Origin of the sequence: Pseudomonas farsensis (assembly GCF_014268805.2) — a bacterium.
In the GTDB taxonomy this organism is placed as follows: Bacteria; Pseudomonadota; Gammaproteobacteria; order Pseudomonadales; family Pseudomonadaceae; genus Aquipseudomonas; species Aquipseudomonas farsensis.
The window spans coordinates 258,466-278,140 of record NZ_JABWRF020000004.1; the positions used below are offsets into that span (position 1 = coordinate 258,466).

Sequence of the window (19,675 nt, forward strand, 5' to 3'; positions counted from 1 at the left end):
ATCGGTGTTGCGTCTTCGTAGTGCGTTCCTTGCCCCATATTTGTGCGCACAAGCACTGCACGCCTGGCACTCCGGCCAAAGACGTGTGGACTGGTTGGGGTGGGTGGGCCGTGCGCAAGGATGTCCTTTGCATTGGCCTACTTAGTTCCTGACCTGCCCGCATTTCGGAAAGTTCGACTTATTTTCGTCACTTCTGACCGAGCAAGACGCGGGCCGAAATTGCAGTGTAGGAGAGGAAATACAAAAAAAGTGACCAGCGGGTCATGTTTGTGCTGACCGCTGGTCTGCGCAAACGTTGGCGGGGCAGGAGGGCGCTACGGGGGAGGTGCGATGGTGATGAGTGGGCTTGCCCCACACTGGGCTGCGTAGCAGCCCGTGGGGCCATCCCTTCCAAAACGATGCCGGAAAAGATGGTTTGGCTTATGTCTGAATCAACCCTGCGGTTGCAGCGAGGAGTGGTGCTGGCTGATCAGCCAGCGCTGGCCATCCCAGCGGTAGGTAAAGGTATAACGCGCTGCGACTTTTTGACCGGTGGCAGCAAACTCGAAGGTATAAAGGCCAGCGGCGGTGGCCTCGTTGCAGCCGGTTTGCACTTCGTGGGTATCGAGCTTGCCGCTAGGGCCGTCGCGCAGGAATTTCTCGAAGTAAGCCAGGCGGTCATCGTGGGTCAGTCGCGGGACTGGCGAGAGCGTGGGCAGCAGCACCGCGTCCTTGCTGTAAAGTTGGGCGACCTGGGCGGGGTCGCCGCTTAGCAGGCCGGCGTTCCACTGGTCGAACAGCACGAGCATTTCTGCCGCGCTGCTGGTTCGGCATTGCGAAAGGCTGGCCTGGGCGTGCAAGGCGGGGGCTGAAAGCAGAGCGAGGGTGACGGCAAGTGTTGCGCGTTTCATCGAAGGGGCCTGTGGCGACGCAGGTGCCGGGGTGGCCCTGCAAGGCGGCCCACTCTAGGAGCACTACCACAGGCGTCGTATAAGAAAAGGCCTTAAACGCTGTCAGATTTGCCTGCACTGCTTGTCTGATTCAACAGCAGATTCAATTGCGCGAGTTGCTGGCGCAACTGGTCGCGTTCGTCTTTCAATTGGCGCAGTTCGTCACGACGAATAGTGACGTAGAGGGTCTGGGTGGGGGTGGATGGCATCAGAGTACCCATGAGTACACCTCGCATTCTGGCTGGTGACAATTGAAAGCGTAGTCGCTTTATGCGGGCGCATTCTGAATTCTTTCCACATTGATTGGAACTTTTTTGTTTATGGTGGTCGCGCCGTTCGTCGGTGAACCCTCGGGCGGCGCGCTGGACTAATCTGAAATGCTTCAACGATGTCATCCATTTTTACCGGGAGTCGCCACATGCAACTGGGAATCGTCGGGCTGGGCCGCATGGGCGGCAATATCGCAAGGCGGCTGATGCGCGCCGGCCACCGCACCGTGGTGCATGATCGCAGCCGCGAGGCGGTCACGGTTCTTGAGGGCGAAGGTGCCCAAGGCGCCCACGACCTCGGCGCGCTGGTCCAAAAGCTCAAGGCGCCGCGCGCGGTGTGGGTGATGCTGCCGGCAGGCGAGGCCACCGAACAGACCATCGCGCAACTGGCCGACCTGCTCGAGCCTGGGGATGCCATCATCGATGGCGGCAACACCTTCTATAAGGACGACATGCGCCGCGCTACCGAACTTGCCCAGCGTGGCCTGCATTACCTCGATGTCGGCACCTCGGGCGGGGTATGGGGCCTGGATCGCGGCTATTGCATGATGATCGGCGGCGACAAATCGGTGTTCGAACGCCTGGAACCATTGTTCAAGGCGCTGGCGCCGGGTGTTGGCGACATTCCACGGACCCAAGGTCTCAGCGGTGAACACCAGCGCGCCGAACATGGCTACATTCATGCCGGCCCGCCAGGAGCCGGGCATTACGTGAAAATGGTTCACAACGGTATCGAGTACGGCCTGATGCAAGCCTACGCCGAAGGCTTCGACCTGCTGCGCAGCAAAGGTGGCCCTGAGTTGCCGCCAGAGCAGCGTTTTGATTTGAACGTCGCCGAAATTGCCGAAGTATGGCGGCGCGGCAGCGTGGTCACCTCGTGGCTGCTCGACCTCACCGCCGATGCGTTGGTGGCCGACCCGCAACTGGCGGCGTTCAGTGGCTCGGTGTCCGACAGCGGCGAAGGCCGTTGGACCATCGATGCTGCCGTCGAGCAGGCGGTGCCGGTGCCGGTACTGTCCAGCGCCTTGTTTGCGCGTTTCCGTTCGCGCCAGCAGCAAGGCACCTTCGGTGACAAGGTGCTGTCCGCCATGCGCCTGGGCTTCGGTGGTCATGTGGAGAAAAAAGGCCAATGACCGAAAAGAAGATACCGGCTGCACCGCCTTGCACGCTGTTTCTGTTCGGCGCCAACGGCGACTTGGTCAAGCGCCTGCTGATGCCGGCGCTATACAACTTGAGCCGCGACGGCTTGCTCGATCGCAATCTGCGAATTATCGGCGTTGACCACAACCCCGCCACGGCTGAAGAATTTGCCCAGCGCCTGCATGCCTTCATGCAAACCCGCGACAAAGGCGGCGAGGGCGCGCCCAAGTCGCTCGACGATAAAATCTGGGCCCGGTTGGCCAAGCGCCTGGACTACCAGACCGGCGATTTCCTCGACCCTGCAACCTATCAAGCCTTGGCCAAGCGGATCGACAAGACCAGCCACGGCAATGCCATTTTCTACCTGGCGACCTCGCCACGCTTCTTCCCTGAAGTGGCCCAGCGCCTTGGCGAGGCAGGCCTTCTGGACGAGACCGCTGGCGGCTTTCGCAGGGTGGTGGTGGAAAAGCCATTCGGCACCGATCTGGCCAGCGCCGAGGCGCTCAATGCCTGCCTGTTGAAGGTGATGAACGAGCGGCAGATCTACCGCATCGACCACTACCTGGGTAAGGAAACCGTGCAGAACATCCTCGTCAGCCGTTTCTCCAACGGCCTGTTCGAGTCATTCTGGAACAACCACTACATCGACCACGTACAAATCACCGCTGCCGAAACCGTCGGCGTCGAAACGCGCGGGGCGTTTTACGACAACACCGGCGCCCTGCGTGACATGGTGCCGAACCACCTGTTCCAACTGCTGGCGATGGTTGCCATGGAACCGCCTGCAGCATTCGGCGCCGATGCTGTGCGTGGCGAGAAAGCCAAGGTAATTGGTGCCATTCGCCCTTGGTCAAACAAGATGGCCCTGAAAAACTCGGTGCGCGGCCAGTACCTCAGCGCCAAGCAGGGCCGCAAGAAGCTCGCCGGCTACCGCGATGAGCCCAATGTCGCACCCGACAGCCAGACCGAAACCTATGTGGCGCTCAAGGTGATGATCGACAACTGGCGCTGGGCCGGGGTGCCGTTTTACCTGCGTACCGGCAAGCGCATGAGTGTGCGCGACACCGAAATCGCCATCTGTTTCAAGCCGGCGCCCTATGCGCAGTTCCGCGAAAGCGAGTTGGAGCGGCCCAAGCCCAACTACCTGAAAATTCAGATCCAGCCCAACGAGGGCATGTGGTTCGACCTGCAGGCCAAGCGCCCCGGCCCTGAACTGGTGATGGAGAACGTCGAGTTGGGCTTTGCCTACAAGGACTTCTTCAAGATGACCCCGGCAACCGGTTACGAAACCTTGATCTACGACTGCCTGACCGGCGATCAGACCCTGTTCCAGCGCGCCGACAACATCGAGAACGGCTGGCGCGCTGTGCAGCCGTTTCTGGATGCCTGGGCCAGTGGTGCAGGCGAGGTGCATGGTTATGCCGCAGGCGAAGATGGCCCCGAAGCCGGCAACGAGCTGCTGAGCCGCGACAAGCGCGAGTGGCACAGGCTGAGCTGACCAGGTGGGGCGGCAGAGCACGGCCGCATAAAGCCGTGCTTAGCTGCAAAAGCTGCTTCAAGCGGAACGACTGCGCCACCCCTGGCATCCAACCCTGCAAACCCGCTAACGCGCAGGAGCCCGGATGCCAGCCCCTATCGAAGACTACGCCCTTATTGGCAACTGCCGCAGCGCCGCCCTGGTCAGCCGCGACGGCGCCATCGACTGGCTGTGCCTGCCGCGTTTCGATGCCCCCGCAGTGTTCGCCGCCTTGCTGGGCAACGAAGACAACGGCCGCTGGCGCATCGCCCCAAGCGACGGCATCGAACAGTGCACGCGCCGCTACGTTGGCGACACGTTGGTCCTGGAAACCACTTGGGTCACCGCAACTGGCCGTGCCCGGGTGCTGGACTGTATGCCGGTGGGCGAGAGCAACGCAGTGCTGCGTGTGGTCGAAGGGCTGGCCGGAGAAACCGCATTCGAGATGGACCTGGTGCTGCGTTTCGACTACGGCCGCAGTGTGCCGTGGGTCGAAAAAATCGACCCGCTGACCCTGAGTGCGGTTGCCGGCCCCGACCGGCTGATCTTGCGCAGCACCTGCGCCACCCACGGCCAGGACCATCACAGCGTGGCCCGCTTTCGCGTGGCTGCAGGTGAGCGCCAGGTGTTCAGCCTGTGCCACCAGGCCTCGCACCTGCCGGTGCAGCCAGGCTGCGACGCCGACCATGACCTTGAACAGACCCTCGAACACTGGCAAGCCTTCGCCGACCGCTGCCCGAATGTCGGCCCCTACACGGCCTTGGTGCGGCGCTCGCTGATCACCTTGAAAGCGATGACCTATGCGCCCACCGGCGGCATGGTCGCGGCTGTCACCACCTCGCTGCCCGAGCGCGTGGGCGGTGAGCGCAACTGGGATTACCGCTACTGCTGGCTGCGCGATGCCACCATGACCCTGCTGGCGTTGATGAACCTGGGGTATTTCGACGAAGCCCAAGCGTGGCACGAATGGCTGTTGCGCTCGGTGGCCGGCAACCCCGAGCAGATGCAGATCATGTATGGCCTGGGGGGCGAGCGGGACCTCACCGAGTTCACCTTGCCCTGGCTTGCCGGCTATGAGCATTCACAACCGGTGCGCGTCGGCAACGCTGCGGCCGATCAGCGCCAGCTGGATATCTACGGCGAGTTGGCCGACGCCATGGCCCAGGCGATCAAGGGCGGCCTGCCGCGCCATCCGCGCAGCGCCGCCATTGCCCGGGCCATCCTGCCGTACCTGGAGCGCATCTGGCGCGACCCGGATGAAGGCATCTGGGAGGTGCGCGGCCCGCGCCAGCATTTTGTGCATTCCAAGGTCATGGCCTGGGTAGCCTTCGACCGCTCGGCGAGCCTTGCCGAAACCACCGAAGAGGGCCGCGAGCGCGCTGCGCACTACCGCCAGGTGGCGGACCAGATCCACCGCGCAGTGTGCGAGCACGGGCTTGACGCCGAGGGCGACTATTTTGTCCAGGCCTACGGTTCCAGCGATATGGACGCAAGCCTGCTGCAGATCGCCCTGACCGGCTTCCTGCCGGCCAGCGACCCGCGCTTTTTGCGCACCCTTGAGCAGATTGAACAGCGCCTGCTGCGCAATGGCCTGCTGCTGCGCTACGACAGTGACACCTGCACCGATGGCCTGACGGCGGGCGAGGGCACGTTCCTGGTCTGCTCGTTCTGGCTTGCCGACGTCTATGTGCTGCTGGGCCGCCACGCCCAAGCCCAGGCGTTGTACGAGTCATTGACCGGGCTCTGCAATGACGTCGGCTTGCTGGCCGAGCAGTACGACCCGGCCGGCCAGCGCATGCTGGGTAACTTCCCCCAGGCGTTCAGCCATATCGGCATTATCAACACCGCGCTGAACCTGCACCGGGCGCAGTGCCCGGTGCGTGACAGGGCTGCGCTGCTCTGACGAAGGCTCTGCCATGTCATGATGCCAAGCCCGCGTTTCAGCGCTCCCAGACAAGGACCAACCCAATGCCCTCGATCCCTCCCGACGGCCTGCCAGTGTATCGCCTGATAACCGGCAAGGATGATGCGAGCTTCTGCTGGCGCATCAGCGAACAGCTTGCGCTGGGCTATCAGTTGTATGGCTCGCCCAGTGTCACCTTCGACGCGACGCTTGGCCATGTGATTGCCGCCCAAGCGCTGATCTGGCCGCGCGACTGATCATTGATCAGACTCGCTCGATCGACGCCTGTGAAGACGTGGAGCCGGGCTTGCAACGTGATGAGGCCAGCAGGCCGAGCTGAGTTGGCCGATCTGACGCTATCGCGGGTCAAACCCACGGAATGTGGCTTGTCGCTATATCGGTGCCGTTTTACGCGGTCAGTGTGGGAGCGGCCTTGTGTCGCGATGGGCTGCGAAGCAGCCCCAGCGATTCTGGTGGGTGCACAGATCCTGGGGCTGCTTCGCAGCCCATCGCGACACAAGGCCGCTCCTACATAATCAAAAGCGACTTGCCCGAAACCATAGAATCTCCCACGTTGCCCAGTTCTCTGAGCGACAGCGCAGCCCGGAAGAGCTGGGCGATCTCCCACAGGGATCTGAGCGCTCGGCGCGGTCTTTGGAGGCGCTGGCGACAGCCTGCAATGAGGCCAGTACAAGCTTGCGCAAAACCATAGAATCCCCCACGCAGATGTTCAGCAGCATCTGCCCCCGTGCAAGCCTTTCCGTCTCCCTCTCGGACACCCGTGCGGGGCACTATGACGGCATTGTCCTGATGCCGGATCTGTCCCGCCCGTGCCTTGCGAAACGCATGTTCCCACCTTTAGCGTTGACACCATCGGCAGGCCGTTCGATGAGGCCTGCAGTGCTGTGCGGCAGGTATTTGAAGGGCTGTTCAGCGTTGATCCGATGCCCAAGCAAGGCTTCGGCGTCGCCATCGAGATCCAGCATTTCAGCCGCTTCATGTTGCTCGACAGCCAGTTGGACAGCGCCCGATATCGCCGTGATCCGCTGCAGCCTGGCGTTGGCGAACTCAATCACCTATTGCTGCATATACCCCTTTCAGGTGGCGTGCACATCGACCAAGGGCGACGGGTTCGTCCCGGTGACGTGGTGCTGCTGGACTTCACGCAAACCGCTGACTTTCACGTGTCGGCGGGGCGCAGCATCAGCTTGGTGATTCCGCGCAGCGAGCTGCCAGTTGCCCAATCGGCACAGTTGCACGGGCTAGTTCTGCGCAGGTTTAGCGCCTCCGCGAACCTGCTTACCAGCATGCTCTCGTCGTTGGCAGCAGTGGCGTCGCAGCTCGATGACTGTCAGCGAATTGGGTTCGGCCAGCCCTTGCTGGACATGATCAGCGCCTGCCTGGCGCGACACCTTAGCCAATGCAACGCACGTCCCGCTGTCGGGCTGGCAGAGTTGGGGGGGCGGGTGAGGTGCTTCATCGAACACAACCTGCACCGCAACGACCTCACTTCGGCGGTGCTCGCCAAGGCTGTGGGGACCTCGCGTAGCCAGCTGTACCGGGTTTTCGAACGGTTCGGCGGTGTACATCGTTACGTACAGCAGCGGCGCTTGCGTCGATGCCTGCTGGCACTGGGTGATAGGCACAACGCCGGGCTACGCATCGGCGAGCTGGCCTACGCCCATGGGTTTGTCGATGAGGCGCACTTCAGCAAGGCGTTTCGAAAGGCCTTCGGCATGTCCCCAGGCGCTGCTCGAAGCGCAGCGCGGCACGCTGTTTCGCTGGGTCAACCGGTTTGCGATGCGGCGCAGGTCCCGGTGCTGGCACGTCTGATCGCTGCACTGGACGGCAGTCCGGCGGAGTTGGGACGTACAGGCAACTTTCTGGAACGCACGCCCCGGGACGTCCCCCGGCCCACCTCGTAATCTTGCAGCGTCAGGGTCGAGACTTGGCCCAATCCGACGAAGAGTGGCCAGTTTCGCGGCCTGCCCAGCGCTCAACACGTGGGGGCCACCGGCCGGCCATTCTGGCTGAGTAATGAGGAGCAGACATGAATCAACACCTGGAACAATTCGTTGATCACCTGGAGGCTGCCGTGTTCGACGCGCGGCTCGCCATCGGCAGGCGGTGGGGGGGTATCGACATGACGTCCATGTCGGTTGCGCTACAGGCCTCGGTCGAGCCTGGAGACAGCGAGGATACCCTGGCGCTGAGGCTCAGCCCAAAACCTGCAGTGCGTCGGCGGGTCCATGAACTGAGCATTGAAATCCCGGATGAAAGTGGGGATATCCGGGTACTGTTCGATGGGCAACTGCTTGCCCGCTATGGGAGGACTGCCGATGCCTCGGAGTAATGGAGAATCGATCCGGATAGTGCTCACACCTGAAGAAACCGTCGCGTTGCGCGCGTTGCTGCGCGCAGCCCCTTCACGCCGGTTTGCGCAGCCCCGGACGCTGATTGCTTGCGGGTTGTGCGTAGCGCTGTTGACTGTGCCTTTTTTGCTCGGCTGGGTCAGGCCAGACTTGATCGACCAGGCGTTCCAGTGGGTGCGGCAAGTGCCGGTTGGTGTCTACGAGGCTAGCCAGCGGGAAGGAAAAATACCCTGAGAGTTCCAGCTCACCACCAGATGGCGAGCGCGAGTAACACCCGCCCCCGCTCGCCACCCTCGTCGGTTTTACTGCGCCCGGGTCACTCGCCAAATGGTATTGGCCAGGTCATCGGCAATGATCAGCGCACCCCGTGGGTCCACCGTCACTCCGACCGGTCGGCCCCGGGTCTTGCCGTCCTCGCCGCGGAACCCGGTGGCGAAGTCCACAGGCTCACCAGCAGGCTTGCCATCCTTGAATGGCACGAAGATCACCTTGTAGCCCACAGGGTTCGGCCGGTTCCAACTGCCGTGCTCGCCAATGAAGGCACCCTCGGCGAATTGTGGGCCCATGCTTGCTGTGGAGAAGTCCACGCCCAGTGCCGCCACGTGTGAACCCAGGCTGTAGTCAGGCTTGACGGCGGCCTTGACCTTGTCCGGGTTCTGCGGCCGCACGCGCTCGTCTACGTTCTGGCCCCAGTAGCTGTAAGGCCAGCCATAGAAGGCACCTTCCTGTACCGAGGTGAGGTAGTCCGGCACCAGGTCCGGGCCCAGTTCGTCACGCTCGTTGACCACCGCCCACAGCTGCCCGTTGCCGGGCTGGATGGTCAGCGCGGTAGGGTTGCGCAAGCCGGTGGCATAAGGGCGGTGAGCGCCGGTGACCGCATCGATCTGCCAGACCATGGCGCGGTCTGCCTCAACTTCAAGCCCGCGCTCGGTGATGTTGCTGTTCGAGCCGATACCCACATACAGGTAGCGCCCGTCCGGGCTGGCCGCCAGTGACTTGGTCCAGTGGTGGTTGATCTGGGAGGGCAGGTCGGTGACTTTTTCAGGTGCGCCTTCGGCTTTGGTCTGGCCGTCCCGATAGTCAAAGCGCACCAATGCATCCTGGTTGGCGACATACAGCTTGCCGTCTGCCAGCGCCAGGCCGTAGGGCGCGTTGAGGTTCTCGGCAAACACGGTGTTCAGCTCGTAGGTGCCGTCACCATCGGCGTCGCGAAGCAAGGTCAGGCGGTTGCCGCCTTTGACCTGAGTGTTGCCCTTGGCCTTGATCTGGCTGGCGATAACATCCTTGGGCTTGAGCTTGGCCGCGTTGCCGCCGCGGCCCTCGGCCACCAGGATGTCACCGTTGGGCAGCACCAGCGTCTGGCGCGGTATTTTCAGGTCGCGGGCGATGGCCGTGATGCGGTAGCCCTCGGGGACTTGTGGGGTGGCATCGCCCCAGGTGGTGGGCTCGGCGATCTTCATGCTGGGTAGCAGCCCGCGTTCCGGGGCCGGCAGTTTCGGTTCGGGGCCGCGGCTCTGAGTAGCTTCGCCATCGCCACCACAACCGCTGAGCAGCAGGGCCATGCTCAAGGCGCTGAGTGCAAGTTTCATACGCGGACCTCCGTGCGCAGGCCAGCCCAGGTGGCCACGCAGGCCAGCAGGGTGACAATCACCGACAGCACCAGCCCTGACGGCATCACCGCCCAGGCATCTTTGGCGTGCTCGAAGGCATTGACCAGGCCCAGCAGCCAGGTTGCCAGCAGCACCACGAAATAGAGTTTGCGGCGCGGCGCACGCAGTAGCCCGACCAGCGCGAACAGCAGCGCCAGGCCGCTGAGCAGCAGGCCGCCGGCAATCAGCCAGGCCGCGAAGTTGCTCCACTGGATCTGGTAGCTCTGGTAATAGGCGATGTCGCTGAGCAGCCCACCGACGAACAGCGGCAGGCTGCCGGCGAGCAAGGTGCTGTGCAGCACGCCGGGGTGGCTGTAGTAGAGCGGGGCGGGGGTGGTGGTCACGGGCACTCCTTATCGGTCGGCAATCCTCAGGCGCGCGCAGGGCGCCTAATTGAGGAGTGCCGCAGGGTGCATTGGTTCAGTCGGTGTGCTGTCGCGTCTACGCCAGAAGCGGTCGCAGGAAATTGCGCTCGTAGCTCAGGATGAACCGCTGTTCGGTGGCCAGGGCGAAGGCTGCAATGCACTCAGGGTCAGACGCCGAGTCTGCCCGGTACTGCTCGTAGGCGGCCAGGCTCGGGAAGCTGAACAGCGCGTAGGCGACATTGTTGGCGCCTTCGCTTGGCAGGAAGTAGCCGTGGTGGGTGCCGCCCATGCGGTTGACGATGGGGATCCACAGCTTGGCGTAGGCCTCGAAGGCCGGAATCTGATAGGGGTCGAGGATGTACTTGAGGTGGCAGGTGACCATTGCACGCAGTCCTTTGGGTGAGCCTTTTCGGAAGGCTCACCTTACAGGCCGGTGCTTGCAGCGTCACGGGGTATCGGGCTGGCGCCAGATCAGATCCTCGGTGGCATACCCCTGTTTGCGGGCAATCTGCAGCAACTGATCGCGAGTCTGCTGGCTGACGGTTGGGGTGCGCGAGAGCAGCCACAGGTATTCGCGGTTAGGGTGTCCGACCAGTGCGACTTTGTAGTCGGGGTCGACATACAGCACCCAGTACTCACCCTTGGTCAGCCCCGGCGCCAGGCGGCTGAACCAGTTGTCGAAGCGCACCCACAGCTTGTCGGTGTTCCCGGCGACCTCGGGCTCGGCGATGCCGTGGGCATCGTTCCATTTGCCGTCGTCTTCCTTGCAGCGGTTGTTCACGTCGATGCGGCCGTCTTCACGCAGGCCGTAGTGGGCCTCGGATTGCACGCAGTTGCGCTGGAAGAACATCGGCAGGCGCGCCAGCTCGTACCAGGTGCCCTGGTAGCGCTTGAGGTCGACCGATTGGGTGATAGGTGGAGCTTGCTGCTCATCGCGCGAACTGGAGCAGCCGACCAGTGCGAGGGTGAGGCAGGACAGCAGCAGGGCCGAACGCATCGTCATGGAAACCTCCTGGAAAAAGGGAAGTGTTACAGGGTGTTCGATGCGCGGGCAGTGAGAAAGTTGTATCGAGGCGTTGCGAGTATGCTCAGGGGGTTATGCGCATTCACTGTGCGCTGGAGTGGGCTGCGCGCTCGCGCAGGCATCTCTGGTCATTGTGGGAGCGGGCTTGACCCGCGATGAGGGCAGCAGGCAGATTTGAGTTGCCTGGTCTGATGCTATCGCGGGGCAAGCCCGCTCCCACGCTTTCGGCGGCAAAGGGCTGGGTGATCAACGTTCAGCCCCAGCGTGCGGTGGGCCCAGCCCCGAGATCTCAGGCCAGCACGGCAAACCCATGGGTGCCATCGCGTTCGAGCTGGGCAATCAGCCCGAACTCCCAATCCAGATACCCCTGCATCGCCTCGCGGGGCGCGTCGGTGCCTTCATAGGGCCGGCGATAACGGTCGCTGCGGGGTACGGCCAGGTGGGTTTCGCCGCTCTGCAGCGGCAGTCCGGCAGCTATCCAGCGTGCGGTACCGCCTTCGAGCACATACACCGGCACCTGGGTCAGCGCCTGCAAGTCACGGGCGGCGAAGCGCGCCAGCAGGCTGCTGCCGCAGGTCAGTACATAGCGCTGTGCTTGCGGCACGGCCTCCAGCGCTTGTGGCAACTGGGCGCGGATCGCCCAGTGGGCGCCGGGGATGTGGCGTTTGACGTAGTTGGCGCTGGTGGTGAAGTCCAGCAACACCGTGCCAGCCTCGGGCAGCCAGGCATCCAGCTGTTCAACACCAATCGCCTCAACCTCAGGCACTTCAGGCAACGTTGGCTGCCATTCGCCGGGGGCGCTGAAGTCTGCTGCAGACAGCCCATCGAGCACCGCCACTTGCCACCCCATCTGTGCCAGCCATGAGGCGCTCATGTTGGCGCGCACGCCATCGTCGTCCACCAACACGATGCGAGCGCCGCGCACGCTGGCCACATGGTCGGTTTCCTGTACCAACTGCCCACCCGGTACCGAGCGGCTGCCCGGCAGGTGGCCGGCGCTGTATTGCTCGGGCGTGCGCACATCGAACAGGTACGTGGTGCGCGCCGCATCGGCCTGCCACCCAGCGAGCCCTTCGCGGTCCAGGCGCAGCACACCGGCGCGATCAGCCACCGAGCGCGCCTGGCGGGCGGCGTTGGCGCGGGTGCCGGCGCTCACCTCGGCAAAGGTGCGGCTTTGCCCGTGGGCCAGTTGCTGCCCGGCGAGGGTCCAGCCAATGGTACCGTTGCGCAGGGCCGCCACCGGGTTGGGAATGCCGGCGTTGACCAGCGACTGGGTGCCGATGATGCTGCGGGTGCGCCCTGCGCAGTTGACGATTACCTGGGTAGCTGGATCGGGCGCAAGTTCCGCCACCCGCAATACCAGCTCGGCGCCAGGCACACTGATGCCGCCAGGGATGCTCATGGTCTGGTATTCATCGAAGCGCCGCGCATCGAGCACCACCACATTGGCGTTGCCGGCAAGCAGCGCCTGAACCTGCTCGGCGCCCAGCGACGGGGTATGGCGCACGTTCTCAACCAACTCGCCAAAGGCCTTGCTGGGCACATTGACGTCGCGAAACAGCTCGCCACCCGACGCGCGCCAGCCTGCCAGGCCGCCATCCAGCACCGCCACGTTGCTATAGCCGAGCGCGAGCAGACGCTCCGCGGCCAGCACCGCCAGGCCCTCGCCATTGTCGTAGACGGTGATGGCGGTATCGCGCCGGGGCACGCGGTCATACACCTCGATTTCGAGCTTGGACAAGGGAATGTTGGCGGCGAACAGCGGGTGGTCCTGGGCAAACGGGTCTTCTTCGCGCACATCGACCAGCGCCAGTTCCTCATGGGCCAGCAGGGCGCGGCGGATATCCTGGTAATTGCGGGTAGTCACTGAGGTCATGGGGCAGGGTTCTCTTTGGACAGGTCCCAGATGTTGGGCAGGCGGGTATTGGAGTAGCCGGAAATAAAGGTTTTTTCGCTGCCGTCCTCGGCGTACACCGCGCGCTTGACCGCGCCGATATTGCCGCCATAGACGTGGATGCTGATCGACACCTGGTCGCTGAAGGCATTGTTGACCTGGTGGATGTCGCCAATGCGTGGCGACACCGCCTCCACCTGGCCGGGCGCCAGCCGCACCGGCTCGCCCTCGGCCACCAGCGCGCCGTCGGCGCTGCGGCTGAAGCCCTGCGAGTATTCAGCACCGCGCAACATGCCGATCAGCCCCCAGACGCGATGATCGTGGATCGGCGTGCGCTGGCCAGGCCCCCAGACAAAGCTCACCACCGAAAAGCGCTGGCGCGAATCGCAATGCAACAGGTATTGCTGGTAGCGCTCGGCGTTGGGCTGGGCAAGCTCGTCGGGTAACCAGTCATCATGGGCGACCAGATTGGCCAGCAATGTGTGGCCGTGGTCCAGCAGGTTGGCTTCGTCGGGGTGCTGATCGAGCAGCGCGGCAAGGCTGTCGATGAAATGGCGCAGGCGCTCGGGGCGCAGGTTCTGGGTCATGGTGCAGGCTCGGCGATCAGGTTTCATAGCACCCTAGCAAAGCCTTGCGCTATTAACAAAATGCAAAATATGCATAAGCTAATATGCAAATAATGCATTTACAAATTTGCCGCTGTGCTTTCAAATCCAGGCATGACGTTATGCCTAAAGCGCATTTCACAGTTAATTGAATGCGCTATAGATTATAAAAGGCTTCTCGGTAAGACCAAAAAGCTATAAATAACTGCGACGAGACCGCACGCGCGGATCGCCTTACTGCCCTTGCCGGGCATCTGGAGACCCCCGTGCGCTATTTGAAACAACTCGCCGCCACCGTGCTGGCTACCTCGCTGAGCCTTAGTGCTGCTGCCCAGACCCTGGTCGTCGGTGACCAGAGCTACAACGCCCGCGCTGTCATGGAAGCTGCCGGGGTGCTCGACGACCTGCCTTATACCCTGGAATGGAAGCAATTCACCGCAGGCTCACCGGTGGCCGAGGCGCTCAATGTCGGCAGCCTCGACATCGGCCTGCTGGGTGATGCACCGCCCCTGTTTCTCGGCGCCCTAGGCGCGCCGATCAAGGTGATCGCTGTCAGCCGGCAGAACCTCGAAGGGGTTGCCATCCTCGCCCGCAAGGACTCCTCCATCCATAGCCTGCAAGACCTTCGCGGCAAGCGTGCGGCCATCTGGAAGGGATCGTGGAGCCAGCAACTGCTGTTCAGCGCCCTGGACAAGGCTGGGGTGCCGCGAGATTCCCTGGAGCTGCGCTATCTCAGCGCGCTGGACGCCTCCCACGCCCTGGACGGCGGTTCGGTTGACGTGATCGCCACCTGGGAACCCTATGTCACCCAGCAGGAGCGCCAGGGCGCGCGAGTGCTGGCCACTGCCGAAGGGGTGATCCCGGCGCAGAGCTTTGTGGTTGCCAACAGCAAGGCGGTGGACGCCAAGCGCGCGCAGATTGCGGACTTTTTGCAGCGGTTGAAAAAGGCCCGCGACTGGACCTTGAACGACCCTGCCAACACCGAGGCCTACGCCGATGCCTGGGCCAAGCGCACCCGCGCCGACCGTGACATTGCCCGCGCCTGGTTCGCCCGCGCGCGTACGGACCTTGCGCCGCTGAACCCACAGGTGATCGTCGATGCGCAGAAGACCGTGGACTTTTTTGCAGGGCTTGGGCTGATCAAGGCCTATCCGGCCAGCAGCTTGTTCGATACCTCGTTCGGGGCCGCCATCGAGCAACCGACGGTCAGCCAGCATTGAGCCAACCCGTTCCCAAGGATTCCCCATGAGCAAACGACAGATCAAACTCGGCGCCCTGACCATGGGCTGCGGCGGCCCCGGCCGGCACAATCTGTGGCTGGACCCTGAGCTACCCAGCGATGCCAGCGTCAATATCGACTGGTACATCGATATCGCCCGCCAGGCCGAAGCCGCGCTGTTCGACCTGGTGTTCATCGTCGATAGCCAGTTCATCACCCCCGGCTCGCCGTCGCATTACCTCAACCGCCTGGAACCCCTGACGCTGCTTTCGGCGTTGGCGGTCAGCACCCGCCATATCGGCCTGGTCGGCACCCTGACCACCTCCTATAACGCCCCGTACAACGTTGCCCGCCGGCTGGCGTCGCTGGACCTGATCAGCAAGGGCCGCGCCGGTTGGAACGTTGTCACCAGCGGCGACGCCGGCACCGCAGGCAACTACAGCCTGGATGAGCACTACGACTACGACACCCGCTACGCCCGCGCCCAGGAGCATGTGCAGGTGGTGCAAGGCTTGTGGCAGTCGTACGAGGACGACGCGTTCCCCCGTGACCGCTCGACCGGCCGCTTTCTGGACCCTGCCAAGCTGCATGCGCTCGAACACAAGGGCGAGCATTTTTCGGTGGTCGGCCCGCTGAATATCCAGCGCTCGCCACAGGGCCAGCCGGTGATTTTCCAGGCAGGTGACTCCGAGCAGGGCCGCGACCTGGGCGCCGCCACCGCTGATGTGGTGTTTACCCACGCCGCCAGCATTGAGCAGGGCCAGGCGTTCTACCGCGACATCAAGGCCCGCGCTCAACGCCTGGGGCGCGACCCTGAGCAGTTGCTGGTGTTGCCGGGCGCGGAAATCTACGTAGGTGATACCGATGAGCACGCCCGCGAGATCGAGCGCCATTACCATCAGACCGACCATAGTTTCGAGCTGGCGCTCAAAGAATTCGGGCGTACCTTTGGCTGGCATGATTTCAGCCAGTACGACCTGGATGCGCCGTTCCCGCAGCAAAGCCTTGAGTACGCGCGCAGCAGTTTCTTCACCAATGCCAAGCGCATTGCCGACCAAGCGCGGGAGAAGGGCTTCAGCCTGCGCCAGGCCGTGGAGTTCGGCCGCCAGTTGCGCCCTGGGGCCTTCGTGGGTTCGGCGCAGACGGTGGCAGCGAAGATGGCTGAGTGGTTCGAGGCGCGGGCGCTGGATGGCTTCAATATCTATATCGGGCACCCCGCACAGTTTCGCCGGTTCACCCAGGAAGTGCTGCCGTTGCTGCAGGAACGTGGGGTTTACCGTACGGCTTACGAGGGGACGACGCTGCGCGAGAGCCTGGGGTTGGCGATCCCGCGCTTTGCGCAATAGGTCAGCCCTGTTGCAGGGCCTTGACCACCTGTTCGACGCAGGCCTTGAGCCCGGCCACGGTATCTTCCGGGTCGCTCTCCACGACCACCAGGCGGGCCCCGGATTTTGCGATGGCTTCGGCGACTTTCGGGTCAGGCTGGCGGTGGTGCAACACCAGCGCCACGTCCTGGCCCTTGAGGTTTTCGGTCAGTGCCGTGAGCGCGGCATCATCCCATTTGTCTTCGGCCGGCAGCGGTTGCTCGACAACATCCAGGTTCAGCCCGCTGGCCAGGTAACCCAGGCGCTCGGACAGGTTCACCACGCTCAGGTTATCGACCTCGGCCAGTTGCTGCTGGCTGCTGGCGGTGAGTTCCAGCATCTGCCGCTTGAGGGCGGCAAGGTTGGTTTGAATTTTGGCTTTGTCTGCCGGCGACAGGCGCTCCAGGTCATTGGCCACCACGTCAGCCATACGCCCCAGATTGCCCGGGTTCAGCCAAGGGTAAGCGCCAAAGGCTTCGTCACCTTTTACCGCGATACCCGGCAAGGCGCCGTCTACCGGGCGCGCCGCGTCGATTTCGACGATACGGATATTGCTGCGCCGGGCCATCGGGTACAGCGGGTCGTCGCGCCAGATCGAACGCACGCCGATCACCGCATCGGCCTTGAGCGCCGCCTTGTGCAGGCTGGCCCCGCCACGGCCGCTGAAGTACGACGGCTGGCGCGTGGCCGGCAGGTTGGCCGGCGCTGCGCGGGTCAGTTGCACCGAGGTGCCTTGCAGCAGGTTGCTGGCCAGGCTGTGGGTCAGCGCCAAGGTGGTCAGCACCTGGGTTTCGGCCGCCTGGCCCATGGCAGGCAGGCCGGCCAGCGCCAGGGCGAGGGTCAGGCGTTTGAGCAGTAGGGTCATGCCGGGTTTCCTTGCAGGCGGGGGACGAGGGCGCGGGCGAGGGCGGCGAGGGCAAAGCACACGCCGGCCACCAGAATGATCGCGGCGCCCGAGGGCACCGGCAGGTCGAAGACGATCGGCAGCAGGATGCCAAGCAGGGTGCTCAAGGTGGCAATCACCACCGAGATGAAGAAGAACCCCTTGAGGGACTGGCTCACCAGCCGTGCTGCTGCTGCCGGGATCACCAGCAGGGCACCGACCAGAATCGCGCCGATCACCTTCACTGCCGCCACGGTGACCAGCGTCACCAGCACCACGAACAGATAGTCCAGGGTCTTTACCGCCACCCCGCGCACGGCGGCCAGTTGCGGGTTGAAGCTGGCCAGCATGATGCGGTTGTACAGCGGCAGCGCCAAAGCCAGCACCAGCGTTGCGACGATGCCCAGCACCAGCAAGTCCTGGCCGCTGACGGTCAGCACCGAGCCGAACAGCACGTTTTCGAGGATGTGCACGTTGATCTTGCCAGCCAGCATCAGCAGCAGGCTGGCGCCCAAGGCCAGGGATACCGAGAGAAACACCCCGATCAGCGTGTCTGGCGACAGCCCGGTGCGGTTGCGCAGGTAATTGAGCAGAATGCCGAACAGCAGGCAGTAGCCGAACAGGCTGCCGTAGGGCCCGGTATAGGGCTCACCCAGCAGTATGCCTATGGCAACGCCCGTCAGCGCGGCGTGGCCGACCGCTTCGGAGAAAAACGCAAAGCGCTTGACCACCACCAGCGTGCCCAGCCCGCCCAGCACCGGGCCGATCATCAGCCCGGCTAGCAGGGCGTTGACCACAAAACCGTAGGCCAGCGCTTCTGGCAGGTAGCCGGCGGTAGCCCAGTGCTGGACCAGTTCGCGGAAGGCTTCGTAAGTCATCAGGCAAGGCTCTCGCTGCGCGGGTGAACGGAAAACAGCCCAAGCAGCCGCTCAGGCGTCAGTGCCTCGGCGGGTGGGGCATCGAACAGCACTTTGCGGCTCAGCCCGGTGACCCGGTCGGCCAGGCGCAGCACCGCTTCCAGGTCGTGCTCGATCCACAGCACCGTGGTGCCGGCCTTGCGCCAGCCGTGCAGCAGTTGCTCGAACACCCGAATACCCGCCTCATCCAGCGCCGACATCGGCTCGTCCAGCACCAGCAGTTGTGGCTCGGGAATCAACCCCTGGGCCAGCAGCACGCGCTGGCGCTCACCGCCCGACAGCGCGCCCATGCGCCGCTTGCGCTTGTCGAGCATGCCCACCTGCGCCAGCGCCGCGTCGATGGCCGGGCGCACACGCTGTGACAGGCCCAGGAACGCTGGCCGGCGCTGGCACATGGCAGCCATGAAATCGTCGACGGTCATGGGCAGGCCGCGGTCGAACTCCAGCGCCTGTGGCACATAGCCGATCACTTCGCCGGCGCTTGGCCAGTGCAAGGTCAACTGGCCCTGGTGCGGCATTTGCCCAAGCAGGGTCTTGATCAACGAGCTCTTGCCGCCGCCGTTGGGGCCGACGATGGCGTGCACGCTGCCGGGGGCGACGCTGAACGCGACGTTTTCCAGGATGCGCGTGCGGCCCAAGGTCAGGTCGATGCCGGCGAACTCGATGCGCGGCCCTGCCGCCAGGGGCAGGTTGGCTGCGGCGGTCACGCGCGGTTCTCCTGAATGGCCTGCACCACGGTATCGAGGTTGCGCTTCATTTCGACTTCGTACTTGTCCTTGGTGTATTCGCCGTAGGAGATATGTGTCAGCGGGTAGATGCGCACCCCCGACTCACGCTGGATGGTCTCGACATAGGCGGAAGGGAAGTCCATTTCCGAGAAGATCACCTTCACGTCCAGCGCCTTGAGCTGGTCGATGGTCTTCTTCAGTTGCGCAGGGCTCGGCTCGATGCCGTGGGCCGGCTCCACCACGGCGGTGACCTCAAGGCCGAAGTCGCGCACCAGGTAGTCGTAGGCGGCATGGATGGTGGCCACGCGGAAGGTCGCGTCCGGCGCCTGGGTCACCTTGGCCAGGGCGTCGGCGCGCAGCCCACGCAGGCGCTTGGCGTAGGCGCGGGCGTTTTGCTGGTAAAAGCGGGCGTTGTCGGGGTCGAGCTTGCCCAGTTCGCGGGCGATGTTATTCACCTGGGCGATGGTGGCGCTGATCGACAGGAAGGTATGCGGGTTGACCACTTTGCCTGCCCCGCGCGCGGCGATGCCGGTGGCGGCCAGCAGTGGCACGTTGGCGTTGGACTCGATGGTCTTGATATCGGGTTTTTCGCTGGCCGCGATCATGCGGTCGGCAAAATCGTCATGGCCCACGCCATTGAGCACGACCACATCGAGGCTGCCGATACGCTTGATGTCTTCTGCGCGCGGCTCGTAGGCGTGCGGGTTGAAGCCTGCGGGAATCAGCGGCACCACCTCGGCCTTGTCGCCGACGATGTTGCTCACATAGCTGTAGTAAGGGTGCAGGGTGATGCCGATGCGCAGCGGCTTGCCGTTGTCGGCGAGGGCCACGGCGGGGAGGGTGGCAGCCAGAAGCAGCGCCAGGGCGCGGGCGAAGCGGAACATGGGCAGGTCCTTGG

The 19,675-nt window shown here is 63.8% G+C and carries 20 protein-coding genes; 8 read left to right on the top strand and 12 right to left on the bottom strand.

Going from position 1 to position 19,675, the window contains the following annotated elements:
- Positions 1-431: 431 nt before the first annotated feature.
- Both HU719_RS20970 and HU719_RS20975 read right to left on the bottom strand, forming a co-directional pair.
- Entirely contained in the window at positions 432-890 is a 459-nt protein-coding gene (locus tag HU719_RS20970; RefSeq protein ID WP_186535598.1) for an SgcJ/EcaC family oxidoreductase, read from the bottom strand.
- Between the two features lie 92 nt (positions 891-982).
- Positions 983-1,150, bottom strand: a complete 168-nt coding sequence (locus HU719_RS20975; RefSeq protein ID WP_186517102.1) for a DUF6026 family protein — start codon at positions 1,148-1,150, stop codon at positions 983-985.
- A 197-nt stretch (positions 1,151-1,347) separates the two neighbouring features.
- Between HU719_RS20975 and gnd the strand changes: the two genes are divergently transcribed.
- From gnd to HU719_RS21005, 6 genes are all read left to right on the top strand, one after another.
- Positions 1,348-2,331 carry a phosphogluconate dehydrogenase (NAD(+)-dependent, decarboxylating) gene (gene gnd / locus HU719_RS20980; RefSeq protein ID WP_186535599.1) on the top strand — a complete coding sequence of 328 codons (984 nt, stop codon included), beginning with the start codon at positions 1,348-1,350 and terminating at the stop codon, positions 2,329-2,331.
- Positions 2,328-3,836, top strand: a complete 1,509-nt coding sequence (gene zwf / locus HU719_RS20985) for a glucose-6-phosphate dehydrogenase (RefSeq protein WP_186535600.1) — start codon at positions 2,328-2,330, stop codon at positions 3,834-3,836. The genes gnd and zwf overlap by 4 nt, the downstream gene beginning before the upstream one ends.
- Positions 3,837-3,960: 124 nt before the next feature.
- Positions 3,961-5,757 (top strand): glycoside hydrolase family 15 protein, encoded by a 1,797-nt coding sequence (locus tag HU719_RS20990; protein WP_186535601.1) that lies wholly within the window; start codon positions 3,961-3,963, stop codon positions 5,755-5,757.
- Positions 5,758-5,822: 65 nt separating this feature from the next.
- Positions 5,823-6,014, top strand: coding sequence for a DUF1737 domain-containing protein (locus tag HU719_RS20995; RefSeq protein WP_186535602.1), 192 nt, complete (start codon positions 5,823-5,825; stop codon positions 6,012-6,014).
- Positions 6,015-6,662: 648 nt separating this feature from the next.
- Positions 6,663-7,682, top strand: a complete 1,020-nt coding sequence (locus tag HU719_RS21000) for a helix-turn-helix domain-containing protein (protein ID WP_186537093.1) — start codon at positions 6,663-6,665, stop codon at positions 7,680-7,682.
- A gap of 125 nt (positions 7,683-7,807) precedes the next feature.
- Positions 7,808-8,110, top strand: coding sequence for a hypothetical protein (locus tag HU719_RS21005; protein WP_186521551.1), 303 nt, complete (start codon positions 7,808-7,810; stop codon positions 8,108-8,110).
- Positions 8,111-8,431: 321 nt separating this feature from the next.
- Here HU719_RS21005 and HU719_RS21010 read toward each other — a convergent pair whose 3' ends face one another.
- The 6 genes from HU719_RS21010 to HU719_RS21035 form a co-directional block, all read right to left on the bottom strand.
- Positions 8,432-9,718 (bottom strand): PQQ-dependent sugar dehydrogenase, encoded by a 1,287-nt coding sequence (locus tag HU719_RS21010; RefSeq protein ID WP_186537092.1) that lies wholly within the window; start codon positions 9,716-9,718, stop codon positions 8,432-8,434.
- Positions 9,715-10,122 (bottom strand): DUF2231 domain-containing protein, encoded by a 408-nt coding sequence (locus tag HU719_RS21015; protein ID WP_186521555.1) that lies wholly within the window; start codon positions 10,120-10,122, stop codon positions 9,715-9,717. The genes HU719_RS21010 and HU719_RS21015 overlap by 4 nt, the downstream gene beginning before the upstream one ends.
- A 97-nt stretch (positions 10,123-10,219) precedes the next feature.
- Positions 10,220-10,525, bottom strand: a complete 306-nt coding sequence (locus HU719_RS21020; RefSeq protein WP_186521556.1) for an NIPSNAP family protein — start codon at positions 10,523-10,525, stop codon at positions 10,220-10,222.
- A gap of 63 nt (positions 10,526-10,588) precedes the next feature.
- Positions 10,589-11,146 carry a lipocalin family protein gene (locus tag HU719_RS21025; protein ID WP_186537091.1) on the bottom strand — a complete coding sequence of 186 codons (558 nt, stop codon included), beginning with the start codon at positions 11,144-11,146 and terminating at the stop codon, positions 10,589-10,591.
- A gap of 310 nt (positions 11,147-11,456) precedes the next feature.
- Positions 11,457-13,043, bottom strand: coding sequence for a rhodanese-related sulfurtransferase (locus tag HU719_RS21030; RefSeq protein WP_186537090.1), 1,587 nt, complete (start codon positions 13,041-13,043; stop codon positions 11,457-11,459).
- On the bottom strand, positions 13,040-13,648 hold the full coding sequence (locus HU719_RS21035; protein WP_186537089.1) for a cysteine dioxygenase family protein: 609 nt from the start codon (positions 13,646-13,648) through the stop codon (positions 13,040-13,042). The genes HU719_RS21030 and HU719_RS21035 overlap by 4 nt, the downstream gene beginning before the upstream one ends.
- 284 nt (positions 13,649-13,932) lie before the next feature.
- On the opposite strand from HU719_RS21035, the gene HU719_RS21040 reads away from it, so the two are divergent.
- Both HU719_RS21040 and HU719_RS21045 read left to right on the top strand, forming a co-directional pair.
- Complete coding sequence (locus HU719_RS21040; protein ID WP_186521560.1) at positions 13,933-14,886, top strand: aliphatic sulfonate ABC transporter substrate-binding protein; 954 nt, start codon at positions 13,933-13,935, stop codon at positions 14,884-14,886.
- 25 nt (positions 14,887-14,911) lie between these two features.
- The gene (locus HU719_RS21045) at positions 14,912-16,231 is read left to right on the top strand and encodes an LLM class flavin-dependent oxidoreductase (protein WP_186537088.1); all 1,320 of its coding nucleotides are present in this window, start codon (positions 14,912-14,914) and stop codon (positions 16,229-16,231) included.
- Position 16,232: 1 nt separating this feature from the next.
- Here HU719_RS21045 and HU719_RS21050 read toward each other — a convergent pair whose 3' ends face one another.
- Genes HU719_RS21050 through HU719_RS21065 form a run of 4 tightly spaced genes read right to left on the bottom strand, consistent with a single transcriptional unit; the run spans position 16,233 to position 19,661 of the window.
- Entirely contained in the window at positions 16,233-17,114 is an 882-nt protein-coding gene (locus tag HU719_RS21050; RefSeq protein WP_186521570.1) for a metal ABC transporter solute-binding protein, Zn/Mn family, read from the bottom strand.
- Positions 17,111-18,010 (bottom strand): metal ABC transporter permease, encoded by a 900-nt coding sequence (locus HU719_RS21055; protein ID WP_186537087.1) that lies wholly within the window; start codon positions 18,008-18,010, stop codon positions 17,111-17,113. The genes HU719_RS21050 and HU719_RS21055 overlap by 4 nt, the downstream gene beginning before the upstream one ends.
- Positions 18,010-18,756: a metal ABC transporter ATP-binding protein gene (locus HU719_RS21060; protein ID WP_186537086.1), complete on the bottom strand. Its 747-nt coding sequence runs from the start codon at positions 18,754-18,756 to the stop codon at positions 18,010-18,012. The genes HU719_RS21055 and HU719_RS21060 overlap by 1 nt, the downstream gene beginning before the upstream one ends.
- Positions 18,753-19,661, bottom strand: a complete 909-nt coding sequence (locus tag HU719_RS21065) for a metal ABC transporter substrate-binding protein (protein ID WP_186521576.1) — start codon at positions 19,659-19,661, stop codon at positions 18,753-18,755. The genes HU719_RS21060 and HU719_RS21065 overlap by 4 nt, the downstream gene beginning before the upstream one ends.
- Between the last annotated feature and the right edge of the window lie 14 nt (positions 19,662-19,675).